This window comes from Nannocystis exedens (assembly GCF_002343915.1).
GTDB classification, from domain to species: Bacteria; Myxococcota_A; Polyangia; order Nannocystales; family Nannocystaceae; genus Nannocystis; species Nannocystis exedens.
This window is the reverse complement of the sequence record NZ_NETK01000001.1, coordinates 3,899,101-3,916,592: the sequence shown is the minus strand read 5'-3', so window position 1 is coordinate 3,916,592 and position 17,492 is coordinate 3,899,101. Positions and strand designations below refer to the sequence as shown.

Here is a 17,492-nt window from a genome sequence, read left to right as displayed (position 1 = left end):
GACGGACGCGTGACGAGTGCTGTTCCAGCAGTGCGCGGTTCGACTCGACTTGCCGCGGACTCGAGCCGGACCGCACCTGCTTCGAGCGACGGCGGATGCTGTGATTGTTGGACCGCCGAATCGGCGCCGGGCACCGATTCGGCGGCCGCGGGTCGCGGGGTCTATTCGAGCAGGCGCGCGCCCTCGTGGCCGGCCAGGACGGCGAATTCGCCGGCGGGTTCGTCGGCGAGGGTGAAGGAGCCGTCGCCGTTGGAGTAGGCGGTGGGGAGCGTGTGCCAGTCGGCGGGGCCGGTCATGGCGAGGTCGCTGCGGCCGTCGCCGTCGAAGTCGCCGACGACGACCTGGGCGCCGGTCTTGAGCCGGCCGCCGAAGGTGGTGCGGGCCGGCTGGGCGAGCGCGAAGGTGCCGTCGCCGCGGGACAGCGCGAGCGGGACGGCGTCGGCGCGGCCGACGAGGGCGAGGTCGGTCTTGCCGTCGCCGTCGAAGTCGCCCGGCAAGACGCGCGTGCCGGCCTCCTCGGCCCAGTCGCCGAGCGCAGCGGTCGGCGAGTCGGCGAAGGTGAAGGAGCCGTCGCCGTTGGAGAGGGCGGCGGGCAAGCTCTTCCAGCCGGCGGGGCCGGTGACGGCGAGGTCGGTGGTGCCGTCGCCGTCGAAGTCGCCGGGGAGGACGACGGCGTCGGCGGCGGCGGCGGCGGTGGCGAAGCTGCGCGCGGGCCGGCGGACGACGTCGAACGAGCCGTCGCCGCGCGACAGGGCGAGGGGGAGCGAGGGCTCACGGCGGTCGCCGGCGAGGGCGAGGTCGGTGGTGCCGTCGCCGTCGAAGTCGCCGGCGATCGTGCGCACGCCGGGGGCGGCGGCCCAGACGGGGAATTCGTCGCCGGTGTGCTCGGCGAGCTCGAAGCCGCCGTCGCCGCGCGACAGGGCGACGGCGATGCGGTCCGCCGATTCGTCGCCGAGCAGGGCGAGGTCGGTGCGGCCGTCGCCGTCGAAGTCGCCGGCGAGCAAATGCGCGTTGTCGCGGGCGGCCCATCGATGCCAGTCGCCCAGGGCGGGGGTCGTGACGGCGAAGCTGCCGTCGCCGCGGGAGCGGGCGAGGACCAATGATTTCCAGTCGGGGGCGCCGGTGAGGACGAGGTCGGTGCGGCCGTCGCCGTCGAAGTCGCCAGTGGCGATCTGGACGCCGTGCCGGCCGGCGGCGGCGGCGAGGGCGGCGGCGTCGAGGTTCGTGACCTCGAAGGCCCGGCCGGACCCCGCGAACGCGACGGGCACGCCCTTCCAGGCGGTGGCGCCGGTCATCGCGAGGTCGCTGCGGCCGTCGTGGTCGAAGTCGACGGCGACCCGCGGCTGGTGCAGGACCACGGCGGGCGGGCCGTAGAGGGTGCGCGCGCCCTCCTGGTCGGCGATCGTCAGCGTGTAATCGGTGGAGGAGACGCCGCCGGTACACCACTGATAATGCATGACGGAGCGATGATCGTACTCGCCCAGCTCGGCCCACGAATTGTCCTCGAAGCAGACGCTGGAGGCGACACGGGTGTGCTCGTGGCGCAGGCCGAGGACGTGCCCGAGCTCGTGGCGCAGGACGCCGACGGTGGTGATCCGCGGGGTCGCGGTCCGCCAGTCGGGGTTGTCGTCGAAGTCGGCGTAATCGACGTAGAGGATCCGCGTCGACTGGGGCATCGCCGGGAAGAAGGCCATGGCGCCGCCGCTGTCCCACGGCCGCACCGCGAACAGGGCGGCGGCGCCGGGCCGACAGTCGGCGTCGCCGGCGGGCCGGTAGCGGAAGTCGACGTGCGCGGCCTGCTCCCACGACCGCGCCGCCTCGGCCATCTCGCGCACGGCCCGATCCTTGCGCGCGCCGAACTCGTCCGACACGCAATAGGTGAGCTCGTGCTCCTCGCCCTCCCGCCAGCGGTCGAACGCGCCGTCGTGGAGGTTGACGATGCTGCGCGGAGCGGCGCCCTCGCGCGCGGCGACGAGGTCGGCGTAGGCGTCCGCGAGCTGGTCGAGGCTGACCGGGATGTCGCCGTCGACGACGTAGCGCGGCTGGCCGTCGACGTGGCGCGTGGCAGCCGCGCGGAACTCCTCCCAGGTGGGCAGCGACTCGCCGTCGGCCCCGGCGGGGTCGCAGGCGACGAGCGGGAAGACGAGAGCGCCGAGCGCGAGCGGCCGCGGACGACGCGAGGACTTCGGAGAAAGACGCATTTCCATTTGAGCGTCACGTTAGCGAATCGCAGATCGTTACGCCCGTGTTACCGCCGACGAAGATCCGCCGGGCCCGGCGCCGTGGCGCAAAGCAGGCTCGTGCTGCGATCATTCGCGGGTCCGTACATTGATGCCGGAGCGGCGAGCCCAGGGGTCGGATCGTCGGCGGTCGGGCCGCCCTCGTCGATCGTTTTACACTCGCATCAAGGGACGGGCGCGGCGGAGAGCTGCCCGCACTCGGAGGCGACCTGCCCCGCGATGTCCGTCCGCGCGAGGGCGCGACAGGCGGCTTCGACGAGGCCGGCCCGGGTGACCGGGTAGGTGTGAATGGCGCCGCTCTCGGCGTCGAGGACGTCGATGAAGCGGTCGTCGCTGCGCAGGCGAAAGTCGTCGGCGGCCGAGCGCGTGTGCAAGCGCAGCTGCTCCTCCAGCGCCGGCACGCTCAGGACGGCCAATTGGCCCTTCTGCGTGCGCGCGACCAGAAATTCGCCGGAGTGGGCGAACTCCAGCAGGGCGGCCTCCTCGAGCCCGGGCGAGCGCGGCGCCGGGTTGTAGGCGACGCCGCTGTAGGCCGAGAAGTCGATGTTGGCGAGCTGACTGCCCGAGTCGACCTCCCACAGCCGGACCTCCTCGAGGTTGTCGCGCGACCTGCAAGAGGTGAGGAGGAACCGGCCGTCGCTCGAGATGATCGAGAAGCCCTTGCGCGCCTCGGCGCCCGGGCAGGTGTCGATGGCGAGGCAGCGCTCGAGGCCGGTCTCCGGGTCGAGCACGCTGGTGCGATTGTCGTCGCGGATGACGAACAGCTCGCTGCCGAGGAAGCTGATGAGGCTGGTCAAGATCTGGTCGGGCATGGTGAACGGGAAGGCGGCGAGCTCCCGCTTGCACCAAGGGGTCGACCAGATCGCCAGCTCGCCCGAGTCGTGCAGCACGCCGACGTAGGTGCCCTCGCTGGAGATCCGGACCTCCCGCACCCGGGTGCCGTCGCCGGCGATCGTACACAGCGGGGTCGACTCCGGCGGCTCGATGATGTCGACGCTGCCGTCAGGGTTGGCAGCGGCGATCCGGGCCGCGCGGGCCGCGGGGGCGACGGTCTGACGCCCGCCGCCGGGGAGGTACCCGCGCGAATAGCGTTTGCGGCCCCATTCGTCGTAGAAGCGGATGAGCCCGCGGTTCTTGCTGTTGGCGGCGGGCTCGCGCCAGATCCCGCCGTCGACGCTCCACGCGAACGAGCGCTCGCCGGGGAGGTCGGGCTCGGGCAGCACCAGCGGCGGCCGCTCGCCCCGCCGATCGTGCAGGCGGACCACGCCGTCGGCGTCGCGGGTCGAGACCTCGCGCTCGTCGAATCGTACGACCTGCTGGCCGAGCGGCGGGGTCCAGCGCCCGACCTCGAGCGGGTCGGCGGACTCCCACAAGGTGACGCCCGAGGAGATGATGGCGAAGCGGGTGCCGCCCCGCGAGGTCGAGAGGTGCTCGCCGTGGACGCTGGAGATCGGCGGGGTGCTCTGGCGCAGGTTGGGGGTCTCCGACAGGCGAATGTCGGTACCGACGAGCAGGAGCTCGTCGTCGCGGGTGGCGTCGTGCAGCTTGCCGACGATCCGCTGCGACTGCTCCCAGCCGCCGCTGTCGAGGTCGGCGGCGGCGTGGAACACCATGGTGTGCTCGTCGTCGTTGTTGGCGGTGAGGAGCCGCCGCCCGTCGGCCGAGAACAGGACGGTGCGCGCGAGGTGAGGCAGCCGCTCGACGCGCTGACGCCGGGTGTCGAACACGAGCGCCCCCTCCGCCGCCGAGGGGTGGGCGAGGGCGATGTAGCGGCCGTCGGGCGAGACGGCCAGCGAGGCGGGGTCGCGCCGGCTGGCCCACGATTCGTTCCACGCCGGCAAGTCGCGCCACACGAGCGGGCTCAGGGCGGCGCCGGTGTCGGCGGCGAGGAAGATCGGCGCGAGCTGGTCGGTGGCGAGGACGAGCCGCCCGTCGCCCGGATCGAGGGCGAGCGCGGCGCCGCGGGCCGCCAGCGGGGTCGACCACAAGAGCCGCCCGTCGTCGGGTCGATAGGCGCTGACGGCGTCGAACAGCAGGGTGAAGGTGTGCCGATCGATCGGCCCGGTGTGCGCCTTCAAGACGAAGAACCGCGAGTCGTCGCGGGCGAACACGAGATCGTGACAGTGGGGCACCTGGACCGTGCGCGCGCCGCCGTCGCTGGCGTGGACGGTGCAACTGTCGTCGTCGCGGACGACGATGTAGCGATTGCCGGGGCTGATCCGCACGAAGGCATGGTTGACGGCGCCGGTCGGGACGGAGGCGACCTGCAGCACCGGATCGGTCGACCACAGCTCGACCTCGCCGGCGAACTGGACGGCGAGCAAGGTGCCGTCGTCGGACAGCTCGACGGCCCGCGGCGACTGCTCCTGGATCGGGATCGTCGCCACCGGCAGCATGGCCTGCATGGCCCCGGCGAGGGCGTCGATGACCACCTGCGGCGCGTCGTCGAAGCCCGGGGCGAACGGCGCGAGCGCCGCGAGGGCCAGCGCGAGGGCGTCGCGCTCGTGGGCGCCGATCGTCGAGAGGCGCCAGATCTCCTGGTTGCGCGCGATCGACTCGGCTTTCTTGCGGTCCTCGTCGGCCCGGGCCGCCCGCTCCTCGCTCTCGAGCCGGGCCGCCTCCGCCGCTTCCCGCCGCTGGTCGATCCGGCGCGCGGCCAGGGCGGCGGCCGCGAGCGCGAGCAAGCCGAAGAACAGCACCCCGAGGCGGCGCTTCGGCGCCTGGTGGTCGCGCGTCAGCTCGGCGAGCAGGACCGTCATCGACGGCCAGCGCGCGGCGGGGTCGACGGCGAGGCCGCGCTCGAGCAGGCGCCGCAGCCACGGCGGGGCGCGGCGACCGTCGCGCGGCGGGGTGATGTCGCCGCGGGTGATCGCCAGGAGCAGCGCCGACGGGGTCTCGCCGCAGAACGGCCGCGAGCCGTAGAGCGCCTCCCACAGGGCGACGCAGAACGCGAACTGATCGGTGCGCGCGTCGGCCTCGAGGCCCTCCCACTGCTCCGGGGCCATGTAGGCCGGCGTGCCGAGCAAGGTGCCGGTGCGGGTCAGCTCGACCGGCTGGTCGGGCGGGGGCGCGGCGAGGTCCTCGCGCGACTCGCCGACGGCGGCGCGCGCGAGGCCGAAGTCCATCACGCGCACGCGGTCGTCGACGCCGATCATGATGTTCTCGGGCTTGAGGTCGCGGTGGACGAGGCCGGCGTCGTGGGCGGCGGCCAGGCCGCAGCCGATGGCGCCGAAGACGGCGACGATGTCTCGCCAGTCGCGCCGGCGCGCGGTCAACCATTGCCGCAGCGTCACGCCGTGGACGTACTCCATCGCCACGAACACCTCGTCGCCGAAGGTGCCGACGTCATAGACGGTGACGACGTTCGGGTGGGCCAGCCGGGCGAGCGCCTGGGCCTCGCGGATCAGCCGGGCGCGCGCCTTGTAGTCGCGGTCGTGAGACTTGAGGAACTTGAGGGCGATCTTGCGGTCGAGCTCGGGGTCGTAAGCGCCGTAGACGACGCCCATGGCGCCGGCGCCGACGTGCTCGAGCAGGACGTAGCGGTCGATGAGGGTGCCCCGGGCGAACTTGGGCTGGCCCGGCCGCGCCACGCCGCCGTGCGCCGCCGGCTCGAACGCCGGCTGCTCCGTCGACTGGATCTCGAGGGTCGGCGCGGTCTCCTCACCGTGATGTTCGCGGATCATCCGGTCGCCAGATATGTCGCGCTTCGATGGTGCTGCCGATCACCCCCGATCGCGCTCCCCGGCCCGGACGCTGCGAGGGCCCCGGCAGGGGCGGCGCGATCGGGCGGGGTCGCCGCTGCCGGCGGCCCGGGCGCCGCTGCGGGCCGCCCGTCGGCGCTCACGAGCCCTTCGGGCCCAGCACCTTGTCGCGGATCTCCTCGGCCCAATTCTCGATGCTCGTCAGCGTCGAGTCGGCGCGCTCGCTCGAGGCGAGCTCGGTCAGCGCCTCGCGCAACAAGTCACGGCCGCGGCGCAGCCGGCTGCGCACGGTGCCCTCGGGGATCGCCAGCACCACCGCGAGCTCGGGCCCCGAGAGGTTCTCGAAGTAATGCAGCTCGAGCGCGATCTGCAGGTCGACCGGCAGCTTGCGCAGCGCGTGCAGCAGGTGCTTGTGCTCCTCCCGCTGGGCGAGCAGCCGCTGCACCGAGACGCCGAGGTCGATCACCGAGGTGACGCCGAAGTCGATCGCGCCCTGCTTGCGCTGGTGGCGGGAGAAGTGCTGGTGGATCTTGTTGCGCGCGACGGTGAAGAGGTACGTGCGGAAGCTGGCGTCGCCGCGGAAGCCGTCGCGCGCCTGCACGCAGGAGAGGAAGGTCTGCTGCACGAGGTCCTCGGCGTCGTCGCCGACCTTGTTGCGGAAGAAGCGATAGAGCGGCTTGAAGTGGCGCTCGAAGAGGCGAGTGCCGGCGTTGCGATCGCCGGCCCGCCAGCGGTCGAGAAGATCGAAGTCACTCTCCATGGCCCATGATAACCCCGTCCGCCCCGACCTGCGCCGGTCGGCGAGCGCCCGCGGGGCAGATCCACTAAGCTCGGTGCCCGGTGATCGGGGGCGAGACGGAGACCGGGGCTGACGACACGATGGCGGCGAGGCTCGCCGGCGTGACGCAGGACGGCGACGATCCGGCGCTGTCCGATGCCCGCCACCGCGTGCACGCGAGCCTGTTCGGCGAGGCGCCGGCCCGCGCGCGGCGCACGATCGGCCGCTTCGTCCTGCTCGAGCGGCTCGGCGCCGGGGCGATGGGCGAGGTGTTCGCGGCCCGCGACCCCGAGCTGGCGCGCCGGGTCGCGCTCAAGCTGCTCCACCGCGACCGCCTCGACTCCGAGGCCGCGCGCGCGAGGCTCTTGCGCGAGGCCCAGGCGATGGCCCGCCTGTCGCACCCGAATGTCGTCACGGTGTACGAGAGCGGCACCCACGAGGGCCGCGTCTACATCGCCATGGAGCTGGTCGCCGGCGTCGACCTGCGGGCGCTGTTCGGCGGCGGGCCGCAGCCGTGGCGCCGCGTGGTCGAGGTCTATCGCGACGCGGCCCGCGGGCTGGCGGCCGCGCACGCGGTCGGCCTGGTCCACCGCGACTTCAAGCCCGAGAACGTGATGGTCGGCGAGGACGGGCGCGTGCGCGTGCTCGACTTCGGGGTCGCGCGCGCGGGCGAGGGCCTGGCGCCGGCGAGCGAGTCGTCGATGAGCGGTCGCGGCGACCTGCTGGCGCGCGAGCTGACGCATACCGGGGTGCTGCTCGGGACGCCGGCGTACATGGCCCCGGAGCAGCTCACGACCGGCGAGACCAGCCCGCGCAGCGACCAGTTCAGCTTCTGCGTCGCGCTGTACGAGGGGCTCCACGGCCGCCGGCCGTTCGCGGCCGAGAGCCTGCGCGAGCTGATCGAGGCCCACCGAACCGAGGTCCGCCCGCCGGCCAGGAGCGAGGTGCCGCGGGCCGTCCACGCGGTGGTGCTGCGCGGGCTCAAGGCTGACCCTTCGGCCAGGTTCCCGTCGATGGACGCGCTGGCGGGGGCGCTCGACCGCTGCCTGGCGGCCCCGCGCCGGCGCCAGCGGCTGCTCGCGCTCGGCGGGCTGACCGGCGGGGCGCTGGTCGCCGGCTATGTGGTGGCGGGCCAGGCGGTGACCGACCCGTGCGCCGCCGGCGAGGCGGCGATCGCCGCGGTGTGGCACCCCGAGCGCGCGGCGGCGCTGGCCGAGGCGTTCGCCGGCAGCGGCACGCCCGAGGCGCCGCAGCAGTGGCAGAAGATCGCCGGCCGCGTCGACGAGTACACGCGGGCGTGGGCCGAGGAGCACGCCGACGCCTGCCAGGCGGAGAAGATCAGCGGCGAGCAGGCGCGCCGGGTGGCGGAGCTGCGCATGGCGTGCCTCAGCGACGCCCGCCGCGAGCTCGACGAGACGCTCGAGGTGCTGGCGCGCGCGGAGCCGGCGGTGATCTTCACCGGCGTGCAGGCGATCGCCGACCTGCCGCCGCCGAGCCGCTGCGCCGACAGCCGGGCGCTGCTCGCGGGCGTGCAGCCGCCGGCCGACCCGGCGGTCGCGGCCCAGGCGGCGGCGATCCGCGGCCGGGCCGCGGAGGTCCGCGCGCTGCGACGCGCGGGCCTTTCGAGCCGCGCCTACGAGGAGGTCACGCGGCTGGCGGCCGACGCCGCCGCCGTCGACGTCGCGCCGCTCAGGGCCGAGCTCGACCTGCTGACCGGCCAGCTCGAGCTCGACACCGCGCGCTACGAGGCGGCCGCGACGACGCTCGAGCGCGGCTTCTGGACGGCGATCGACAGCGGCCACGACGAGGTGGCGGCGACCGCCGCAGTGGCGCTGGCGGGGCTCGTGGGCGGGCGCCAGGCGGCGCTCGAGCCCGGGCTCGGGTGGGCCCGCTCGGCCGAGGCGCTGATCCGCCGGGCCCACCTGTCCGGCGCGCTGGGGGCGGCGCTGCGCCGCAGTCGGGCGCAGATGCTCCGCGTCGCCGGTCAGCCCGACCGCGCGCGCGCCGAGCTCGACGCGGCCCTGGTGGCCCAGCGCGCCGCGCCGACGGTCGACGACCTCGACGCCGCCGGGCTGCTGCGCGAGCTCGCCGGCGTCGCCCTCGACCAGGGCCGCGCCGACGAGGCCGCCGGGCTGGTCGAGGAGGCCCTCCGCCACGCCCGCGCGGCCCTCGGCGAGCATCACCCGGAGGTCGGCCGCGCGCTGCGCCTGCTCGGCACCTCGCTCTACAGCGCCGGCCGCCGCGAGGAGGCGCTCCGCACCTACGAGGAGGCGCGGCGGATCGGCGAGCTCGCGCACGGCCCCGAGCACCCCGACGTCGGCGACGCGATGAACAACATCGGCGCCACCCTCGACGAGCTCGGCCGCGATGTCGAGGCGCTGGCGGCCTACGAGCGCGCGCTGGCGATCCGCCGCCGCAACCTCGGCGAAAACCACCCGAGCGTGGCCGGCACGCTCGACAACATGGCGCTGACGCTGAAGAAGCTCGGCCGCCTCGAGGAGGCCGAGCAGGCGTCGCGGCGGGTGCAGGCGATCTTGCGCGTGGTCCACGGCGAGCGACACCCGGAGGTCGCGGTCAACCTGCTGCACCTCGCCGAGCTGGCGCGCGAGCGCGAGCGCTTCGCCGAGGCGGCGGCCCAGGCCCGCCAGGCGGTCGACATGTTCACCGCGACGCTCGGGCCCCAGCACCCCGACGTGGCGTTCGCGCTGTCCGACCTGGCGTTCATCCTCCTCGACGCCGGCGACGCGGCCGCGGCGATCGAGCCGGCCCGCCGGGCGCTCGAGCTGCGCAGCGCCAGCGAGCAGCCGGACCCGCTGCTGGTCGCGGAGTCGCAGCTCCGCCTCGGCCAGGCGCTGTGGCTGTCGGGGCGCGATCGCGCCGAGGGCCGGGCGCTGCTGCGCGCGGCCCGGGCCGGATACGCGGCGCAACACAACGAGCGCCTGCCGGGCATCGACGCCTGGCTCGCCGAGCAGCGCATCGAACCCGGCCCGTGACGCGCGCGTGTGCGGTGCGCGGGTCGATGCGCGCGCATCGACCGGCCCGCGTGAGCCCGGCGCAAGCCGTTGAAAACACCGCGGGTCGGTCCGCGGCGAGGCGCGGCCGATCGGTTGCAGTGGGTACGAGCACGCCGGCCGACATGTCACGGGGGTCATGTCCCCCCGGACATCTCCGCCGGCGCCGATCTTTTTCGCCGATCGCGGTGATCGAAGCGCCCGGTCGCGACTCTGACGGAGAGCCATGCCCATCACCGCCGAGTCATCGAACGAGCTCCACCGCGCCCGCGTGCGCCGGACCCTCGACCGTGCGGTCGCGGCGGCGTTCGTCCACGCCAGGCCCGCGCTGGTGCCGCCGCTGACGCCGGTGCGCTGGGCCTATCGGCTGGCCGGGCTGTACCACCTGACGCACTCGACCCCGCGGCTGCTGGGTCTCGCTGCGGAGCGCTTCGAGGCGGCGGGGCGAGGCGTGCTGGCCGGGTGGGCCCGCGAGCGCGCGCGCGAGGAGAGCCACCATGACGTCCTGGCGCTGCGAGACCTCCGCGGCCTCGGCCACGACGCCGAGCGCGTGGTGCAGACGGTCCGCCCGGCCAACGCGCTCCGCCTGGTCGAGTACTTCGAGCGCAGCGTTCACGCGCCGGATCCACTCGGCTGCGTGGGGTATGCATACGCCGTCGAGCGCCTGGCGATGACGGTGCGCGAGGCCGACATCCGCGCGGTCGAGGCGATCTTGCCGGCCGGCGCCCGCGCGACCCGCTGCCTGCGGGTCCACAGCGCGGCCGGCAGGGACGGCGATCACGTGGCCGACACGATCGCCGCGGTCGCCACGCTCCCTGCATCCGAGCTCGCGGCGATCGCCGCGGCCGCCGGCGAGACCGCGCGCCTGTGCTTCACCCCCGAGCCGGCCGGCGCCCCGAGCGACGCGGCGATCGCCGCGCTGCTCGCGGCCTGTTGAGTTCCTGTCCAATTGATCGTCCCGCAACCAACACGGATAGAAACGAGAGACTGCCATGGATACGCACGAGATGTCCGAGACCACCGAGATCCGCCACCAGGACGCCAGCTTCGAGGTCCGCGAGGCCGAGACCGACGACCTCGAGGTCGTGGAGTTCGAGCGGGCGCCGCTCACCGACATCAACTTCGGCTTCTGAAGCCCCCTCCTCCACACGACGCCGCGGGGCTTTCCCGCCCCGCGGCGTTCTCCATCGCGACACCGAGGATTCGCCATGACCGTCGAGCATGCAGATTGTGTCGTCCTGGGCGGCGGCCCCGCCGGCAGCACCTTCGCCGCGATCGCCAAAAAGTACGCCCCCGGGGCCAAGATCGTCCTCCTCGAGAAATGCAGGTTCCCGCGCTGGCACATCGGCGAATCGACGATCCCGGCCGCCAACGGCGTGCTCGAGGACCTCGGCGTCTATCAGACGATGCTCGCCTCCGACTTCGTGAAGAAGATGGGCGTCACCTTCATCTGGGGCAGGGACCGCACGCCGTGGACCGCCGATTACCTGACGCTCAAGACGATCTCCCGCGCCGGCGGCGACGCCTCGATCATCGAAGTCACCGGCCAGGACTTCGAGAAGCTGCTCGGCCCCGGCCAGACCCAGCGCACCCCCTATTCCGCGTTCAACGTCGAGCGCTCGCGCTTCGACGAATTGCTGCTCGACAACGCCCGCCGCCTCGGCGCCGACGTCCGCGAGGGCACCAAGGCGCTCGGGGCGCAGCGCGTGGGGAAATCGTCGCAGCACGTGATCACGTGGGAGGACGACGCCGGCAACAGCGGCTCGATCACCGCCGACTTCGTGCTCGACGCCACCGGCCTGTCGCACCTTTTGACGAAGGGCGAGCGGGTCTACGACGAGAACCTCAACAACTTCGCGGTCTACGGTTATTTGCAGGGGGCCGAGTGGAAGGTCACCTTCAGCGGCTCGCAAGATCGGTCGACCGTCTTCATCGCCGCCATCGAGCACGGGTGGATCTGGTACTTCCCGCTCGGCCGCGATCGGATGACCGTCGGCGTCGTCACCAACCGCCACCACTTCGCGGACAAGCTGGACGGCGTCGACCTCGAGACCTTCTTCTGGAAGTCGCTGCGCTCGTGCCCCGAGGTCGCGGGCTTGATCGAGCACGCGACCCTGCGCGACGACATTTTACCAAAGGGGGCGCGCGTCGGGGCGTGCCAGGACTGGTCGTCGTGGGCCAGGGAGACCGTCGGCGACGGCTGGGCGGCCGCGGGCGACGCGGCGATGTTCGTCGACCCGATCCTTTCGACCGGCGTCACCCTGGCCCTTCAGACAGGTCACCGCGCCGCTTACACGTGGCTGACCCGGCGCGCGCGGCCCGACCTGCCGGCCGCGAGCCTGTGGCGGGCGTACTCGGATTACCTGCGCGGCGAGTACGGCGCCTTCCTCACCCTCGCCCGCTATTTCTATGGGAACAACAAGGCGGCGCCCTCGTGGTGGTGGACGGCGCAGCAGCTCGTCAACGCCTCGGGTCGCCTGCGGCTCGAGGACCGGCAGGCCTTCACGATGGCGACCGCCGGGTTCTTCCCGGTCCCGCGGGCGCTCGGCGCCGGCGCGGAGGTGGTGGTGCCGCTGATCCAGGGCATCAGCGGCGCGGCCGACGGGCTCGAGGCGATCTACCGCGACGCCGGCGTGCCTGCCCCGGAGGACCTGTCCCACGAGACATACGCGCTCGTGGCCCCGTTCCGCCTCGACCTGCGCACCGAGCCCGGCCTCGAGCGCGGCCTCGTCGGCAAGCTCGAGGTCTACCACGACCTCGTGACCGAGACGCCGCAGATGAGCCACCGCCTGGCGGCCACGCCGGCGCGCATCGACCCGTCGCTGGCGCCGGTGGTCGCGGCGATGCAGAGGTGCCGCAGCGTGCCGGAGCTGCTGGCGCGGGCGCAGGCGCTGTTCCCTGAGCGCGACCCCGAGGTGCTCGCGCGGGCCGTGCTCGGCCTGGTTCGCGTGGCGGCGATGAAGGGGTTCGTCGCACTCGGCGGCGAGGCGCCCGCGACGCTCGCCGCCGTCCATCCCGAGTCGCGTTTGCTTCGCGCCCCCGAGGCGCCGGAGGTTTGCCGATGAAAGCCCGCATGTATCAGCGTCGTCACCAGCGCAGCCCGCAGGCGCTGGTCAAGGACTACACCTTCCTCGACACCGGCGTGCGCGTCGACGTCGCCCCGCTGGTCGACGAGCTCGCCGGGGTGGCGCTGCCGTACCTCGACAGCGTGTGGAAGTGGCACCGCGGGACGCGGTTCTGCATCCTCCGCGCCGGGCCGCGCGGGGCCATGCCGGGCGACGAGCTGCTCACCGGTCACGGCGTCGACGCGCCGATCCTCGCCGAGCTGCCGCGGCTGCGCGCGGTCCTCGACGGGGCGCTCGGCTTCCGCGCGCCGATGGCCTGGATCGGGCTCAGCCCGGCGAACTCGGCGATCCGCATGCACGTCGACAACACCCAGCACTGGGACGAGCACCACCGGCTGCACATCCCGCTGGTAACTTCCCCGGGTGCGCGCCTCGGCGTGGTGCGTCGCTTTCATCACTTCCCCGCGGGACACCTGTTCGCGTTCAACAACAGTCGGCCGCACGGGGCGATCAACGACGGTCCGCCGCGGATCCACCTGGTCTTCGACGTCCCGGCCGGTCCCGCGATCGAGGCCCTCCTGGCCGCCGGCACCCACGTCGAGGGCGAGCTCGACGAGCGTGCGCTGACCCGCCTGTCGGAGGACCCGCTCGCCGACCTCACGCCCGAGGAGCGCGGCTCACCCGCGCTCATGCATCGATTCTTGCATCAATGACCGGAACCCCCACGTGACATTGATTGCAGGCAGCGGGACAGCGTGCAGGTCTTGCATGACATGTACGAAATGACTGGTGACGCCGGCGCGAGTTCGCGCCGGTACTGCGATTGCGCCTCAGGGCCCGTCCGAAGCCGGGCGTCGTTGGTGTTCGCGGTCGGCGCGACGACGTAGACAGGTCGCCCCCGAGGCGCGCTTGCCCCCTCGCGCGCGCTCGCGTAGGACTGAAGGTCCGGGAGGGGTTGCCATGGCTGACCGATCGGACGACGGGACGCGCGCGACGGAGGACGGACGCAGCGGACCCGATAGACAGGCGACGCTCGAGCGGGTGATGGCGCTGGTGAACAGCTCCCCCAGCCTCGTGTATCTCAAGGACACCGAGTTCCGCTACACATTCGTCAATCACACCTTCGCCCGCGACAGCGGCAAGACGCTGGCCGACATGTACGGCCGCGGCGACGAGGTGATCATGCCGCCCGAGTTCGTCGCCCAGGTCCGCGCCGACGAGCTCAAGGTGATGGAGAGCGGGGCGCCGCTGGCCTACGAGGAGGAGGTGGTGACGCCGAAGGGGCGGCGTCACTTCTCCACCGTCAAGCTGCCGGTCTACGGCGAGGACGGCGAGGTCATCGGGATCGGCGGGTTCGTCACCGACATCACCGAGCGCAAGCTGCAGGAGCTCGAGCAGCAGCGCATGATCGCCGCCCAGCGCGAGGCGCTGCGCGAGCTTTCGACGCCGCTCCTGCCGATCGCCGACGGCGTGCTCGCGGTGCCGCTGGTCGGGGCGGTCGATCCGGAGCGCGCCCGGCAGATCGTCGACAACCTGCTGCGCGGGATCGCCGAACACCGCGCGCACACGGCCATTCTCGACATCACCGGCATTCGCGTGATGGACACCGAGGTCGCGCGCGCGCTGGTGCAGGCGGCCCGCGCGTCCCGGCTGGTCGGCGCGCGCGTGGTGTTGACCGGCATCAGCCCCGAGGTCGCGCAGACGCTGGTCACCCTCGGGGTCGACCTCAGCGGCATCACGACCCTCGCCACGCTGGCGAACGGCATCGCCTTCGCGCTGCGCGCGTGAGCGGCGAGCGGGCCGGCGCGGTCGGTCCGCCGGGGTGGTAGGCCGGCGGGCGTGACGGGACGGTGCCTTCGCGTCGGCGTGGTCTCGCTGCTGCTGCTCGGGTGCCGTCCGCAGGCGGCCGAGACGGCGCTGCAGGTCGCCGAGCGGGCGCCGCAGCCGGCCGCGCCGGCGGCTCCGGACGCGAGCGAGCCGGCGCCGGGCGTGCTGCCGCGCTGCCGGCCGCTCGCGTCGGAGCCGGCGATCGCGAAGCCCGGGTCGGGGCCGGCGTACGCGCTGGTCGACCACGTCGGGGTGGTGCGCATCGACGACGGCGAGGTGACGACGGCGCTGCCGCTGGCGAAGGGCGTCGACGCCGACGACCTCGAGATGACGGCCGGGCCCGACGGCTCGCTGTGGCTGAGCGGCTGGGACGGGGTCGACGTGCTGGGGCTCGACGGGCGCGTCCGCAAGGTCCGCGGCGGCGCCGGGCCGCGCTACGAACATTTGCGGGTCCGCGCGAACAATGACGTGTGGGCGGTGACGAGCGACATCGAGTGGCAAATCGTGCATGACGACGGCGAGCGCTGGCAGCCGCTGCGCGCCCGCCGGCAATTCCCCGGCAGATACGACGACAACAAGCTCGCCGGCCTGGCGGTCGACGCCGAGGGCGTGTGGGTGTCGTCGTGGAACGGGCTGTGGCGCCTCGCCGGCCGCGACTGGCAGCGCGTCGATGCGCCGCCCGGCACCGGCACGATCCTCTGGCTATGGACATACCGCGACCGGGTGATCGCGGGTGACGGCGAGCGGTGGTTCTCGCGCGACGGCGCCGGCTGGCGACCGCTGTCCTGGCCGCACACCGACGATGTGCGGCGCGCCGTGGGCGAGGTCGGATTGGTCGCGGCGCCCGAGCGCGGGCGGGCGGCGGTGCAGCTCGCGGCCGCGACTGCCGCGGGGTGTACGGTCGCCAGCGAGCCGCTGGCCGGCTCGCGGGTCGGGGAGCTGGCGGTCGACGGCGCCGGGCGGGTGTGGCTGGCGACCGACGTCGGGCTGGGGGTGATCGACGGCGACGGGCGCAAGCTGGCCGAGTGGCCGCTCGGGTCGCTACCTGGCCTTTCGGGCAGGGTGACGCAGATCGCGGTGATCGGCGCCGGGCCGTGGCGGCTGCCCTCGCCGCGGCCGGGCCGCACGTGGGAGGTGGTCGGCCGGCTCAAGACCTACAAGCAGGGCACGCCGCTGGCGAACACCGCGGTCGAGCTGTGCCCCTCGCCGTACGGCGACCGCTGCCCCCAGGGCCCGTCCACGCGCGCGGCCACCACCGCGGCCGACGGCTCGTTCCGCTTCGCCGACGTCCCCCTCGGCGACCTCTCGATCGTCGTGCGACCGCCGGCCGGTCACCCCGAATGCACGAGCCCCTTCACCGACCACGGCCACGGGCTCGACCCCGCCGTCGACTGCCCGGTCGACGGCCCGCGCTGCGACCTCGGGGAGCTGACCGACTGCCGCCCGTTCGAGATGCCGCCGTCGCCGGCGCCGTGAGCTGTCCTCGGAGACAGATCGTGAAGCGGCGGCGCGAGATGAAGGCCCGATCGACTGCGGAGACATCAGGACATGTCCATGCGGGCATGTCCTGATGAACATACGCTTCAGCCGATCCGCTGGGCGAACAGGATGTCGTTGCCCGCGGGGTCGCGCACGATCGTCTCGCGCATGCCATAAAAGGTGTCGCGCTGGTCGACGAGCCGCGGCCAGTCGCCGAGCGCGCGCTGGACGGCGGCGAGGTCGTCGACCTCGATGAACAGCGAGGTGCGGCCCGGGGCGGGGTCGGAGCCGGGGACGTCGTCGCGCACCGAGGCGACGGTCTGCAGCATGACCTCGGTGGCGCCGGAGGTGAGGATGACGAAGCCGAGCCGGTCGCCGTGCGGGACCTCGGCCGTGCGCTCGAAGCCGAGGCGGTCGGTCCAGAACGGCAGGCAGTCCTCGATCGCGTCGACGACGAGCACGGGGGTGATTCGCGTGAATTTCACGGGCGTTTCTCCGCAGCGAGGGATGCCACGCCGGGCGCGGCGAGGATTGTAAAAATGGTGCGCGGGGCGTGAGTCCGCGCGCGGCGGGCCGGCGGGCGCGGAGATCTGTCTGAACGGACATGTCGGCGCGAGCCGGTCAGATCGCGTCCGACGCCAGGGCACGGACGTAGGCGCCGGGCGTGAGGCCGCCGAGGGCCTGCATCTCGTGGATGAAGTGGGCCTGGTCGTGGTAGCCGAGCTCGCAGGCGAGGGCGGCGTGGTCGCGCGGGGCGGCGCGCAGGGCCCGGGCGGCCCGTTGCAGGCGCAACACGCGGGCGAGCTCCTTGGGGCCGACGCCGACGGCCTGGCGCACGCGGCGGGTGAGCGACTGGCGGGCGAGGCCGAGAGCGTCGGCGAGCTCGGCGACGCTGGGCGGCCGCGGCGACGCGAGGGCGCGAGCGGCCTGCTCGACCAGCGGGTCGAGGCGGCGGCGGCGATGCTTCACGAGCACGCTCGCCAGGTGGCGCACGCGGGCGGTCGCGTCGGACAGCGGCGAGAGGGCGTCGAGCAGCGGCGCCGCGGGCAGCCCGAGCTCGCCCGCGGGGACGCGCGCGTCGGTGAGGGCGTCGGCGGGGACGTCGAAGAACACGCGCGCGGCCCCGGGGCGGAAGCGGACGGCGACGATGTCGGCGGCGCCGTCGGGCACGACGAGCGCGCGCGTCATGGTGCCGACGACCTCGGCGCGCGGGCGGCCGACGAGGTGGACGAGCACGTCGATGCAGCCGTCGGGGAGCACGCGGTAGCTGCGGTCTTGCTGCGGCGCGCCGGCCGAGCGGGTCCAGAAGGCGTCGACGACGTCGGCGAGCTCGCGCGGCGCTGGGTGCTCCCGGTACACGCGCGAGCAGTGTAGCCGGCCGCGGCGCGGGC

The 17,492-nt window shown here is 73.7% G+C and carries 12 protein-coding genes; 7 read left to right on the top strand and 5 right to left on the bottom strand.

The window, feature by feature from the left end:
* Nucleotides 1-161: 161 nt before the first annotated feature.
* The 3 genes from NAEX_RS15455 to NAEX_RS15445 all read right to left on the bottom strand — a co-directional run bounded on the left by NAEX_RS15455 (nt 162) and on the right by NAEX_RS15445 (nt 6,701).
* Complete coding sequence (locus NAEX_RS15455) at nt 162-2,201, bottom strand: FG-GAP-like repeat-containing protein (RefSeq protein ID WP_100793535.1); 2,040 nt, start codon at nt 2,199-2,201, stop codon at nt 162-164.
* Between the two features lie 203 nt (nt 2,202-2,404).
* On the bottom strand, nt 2,405-5,923 hold the full coding sequence (locus tag NAEX_RS15450; protein ID WP_096328260.1) for a serine/threonine-protein kinase: 3,519 nt from the start codon (nt 5,921-5,923) through the stop codon (nt 2,405-2,407).
* A gap of 157 nt (nt 5,924-6,080) precedes the next feature.
* Entirely contained in the window at nt 6,081-6,701 is a 621-nt protein-coding gene (locus NAEX_RS15445) for an RNA polymerase sigma factor (RefSeq protein ID WP_096328259.1), read from the bottom strand.
* A gap of 119 nt (nt 6,702-6,820) precedes the next feature.
* Here NAEX_RS15445 and NAEX_RS15440 point away from each other — a divergent pair, with 119 nt between their 5' ends.
* The 7 genes from NAEX_RS15440 to NAEX_RS15415 all read left to right on the top strand — a co-directional run bounded on the left by NAEX_RS15440 (nt 6,821) and on the right by NAEX_RS15415 (nt 16,098).
* On the top strand, nt 6,821-9,712 hold the full coding sequence (locus NAEX_RS15440; RefSeq protein ID WP_143141459.1) for a serine/threonine-protein kinase: 2,892 nt from the start codon (nt 6,821-6,823) through the stop codon (nt 9,710-9,712).
* A gap of 244 nt (nt 9,713-9,956) precedes the next feature.
* On the top strand, nt 9,957-10,667 hold the full coding sequence (locus NAEX_RS15435; protein ID WP_096328257.1) for a hypothetical protein: 711 nt from the start codon (nt 9,957-9,959) through the stop codon (nt 10,665-10,667).
* Nucleotides 10,668-10,722: 55 nt separating this feature from the next.
* The gene (locus tag NAEX_RS50205; protein WP_170135743.1) at nt 10,723-10,863 is read left to right on the top strand and encodes a hypothetical protein; all 141 of its coding nucleotides are present in this window, start codon (nt 10,723-10,725) and stop codon (nt 10,861-10,863) included.
* Between the two features lie 75 nt (nt 10,864-10,938).
* Nucleotides 10,939-12,795: an NAD(P)/FAD-dependent oxidoreductase gene (locus NAEX_RS15430; protein WP_096328256.1), complete on the top strand. Its 1,857-nt coding sequence runs from the start codon at nt 10,939-10,941 to the stop codon at nt 12,793-12,795.
* An 8-nt stretch (nt 12,796-12,803) separates the two neighbouring features.
* Complete coding sequence (locus NAEX_RS15425) at nt 12,804-13,508, top strand: aspartyl/asparaginyl beta-hydroxylase domain-containing protein (RefSeq protein WP_170135742.1); 705 nt, start codon at nt 12,804-12,806, stop codon at nt 13,506-13,508.
* A gap of 247 nt (nt 13,509-13,755) precedes the next feature.
* The gene (locus NAEX_RS15420; RefSeq protein ID WP_096328254.1) at nt 13,756-14,583 is read left to right on the top strand and encodes a PAS domain-containing protein; all 828 of its coding nucleotides are present in this window, start codon (nt 13,756-13,758) and stop codon (nt 14,581-14,583) included.
* A 51-nt stretch (nt 14,584-14,634) separates the two neighbouring features.
* On the top strand, nt 14,635-16,098 hold the full coding sequence (locus NAEX_RS15415; protein WP_143141306.1) for a carboxypeptidase-like regulatory domain-containing protein: 1,464 nt from the start codon (nt 14,635-14,637) through the stop codon (nt 16,096-16,098).
* A gap of 107 nt (nt 16,099-16,205) precedes the next feature.
* Here NAEX_RS15415 and NAEX_RS15410 read toward each other — a convergent pair whose 3' ends face one another.
* Nucleotides 16,206-16,586, bottom strand: a complete 381-nt coding sequence (locus tag NAEX_RS15410; protein ID WP_096328252.1) for a VOC family protein — start codon at nt 16,584-16,586, stop codon at nt 16,206-16,208.
* Nucleotides 16,587-16,722: 136 nt separating this feature from the next.
* Entirely contained in the window at nt 16,723-17,460 is a 738-nt protein-coding gene (locus NAEX_RS15405; protein WP_096328251.1) for a helix-turn-helix domain-containing protein, read from the bottom strand.
* Nucleotides 17,461-17,492: the final 32 nt, after the last annotated feature.

What these genes read in the sequence shown, in the direction of transcription:
- NAEX_RS15425 (WP_170135742.1), top strand. Translation starts at nt 12,804, where the DNA reads ATGTATCAGCGTCGTCACCAGCGCAGCCCGCAGGCGCTGGTCAAGGAC.
- NAEX_RS15420 (WP_096328254.1), top strand. Translation starts at nt 13,756, where the DNA reads ATGGCTGACCGATCGGACGACGGGACGCGCGCGACGGAGGACGGACGC.
- NAEX_RS15455 (WP_100793535.1), bottom strand. Translation starts at nt 2,201, where the DNA reads ATGCGTCTTTCTCCGAAGTCCTCGCGTCGTCCGCGGCCGCTCGCGCTC.
- NAEX_RS15450 (WP_096328260.1), bottom strand. Translation starts at nt 5,923, where the DNA reads ATGATCCGCGAACATCACGGTGAGGAGACCGCGCCGACCCTCGAGATC.
- NAEX_RS50205 (WP_170135743.1), top strand. Translation starts at nt 10,723, where the DNA reads ATGGATACGCACGAGATGTCCGAGACCACCGAGATCCGCCACCAGGAC.
- NAEX_RS15430 (WP_096328256.1), top strand. Translation starts at nt 10,939, where the DNA reads ATGACCGTCGAGCATGCAGATTGTGTCGTCCTGGGCGGCGGCCCCGCC.
- NAEX_RS15445 (WP_096328259.1), bottom strand. Translation starts at nt 6,701, where the DNA reads ATGGAGAGTGACTTCGATCTTCTCGACCGCTGGCGGGCCGGCGATCGC.
- NAEX_RS15435 (WP_096328257.1), top strand. Translation starts at nt 9,957, where the DNA reads ATGCCCATCACCGCCGAGTCATCGAACGAGCTCCACCGCGCCCGCGTG.
- NAEX_RS15440 (WP_143141459.1), top strand. Translation starts at nt 6,821, where the DNA reads ATGGCGGCGAGGCTCGCCGGCGTGACGCAGGACGGCGACGATCCGGCG.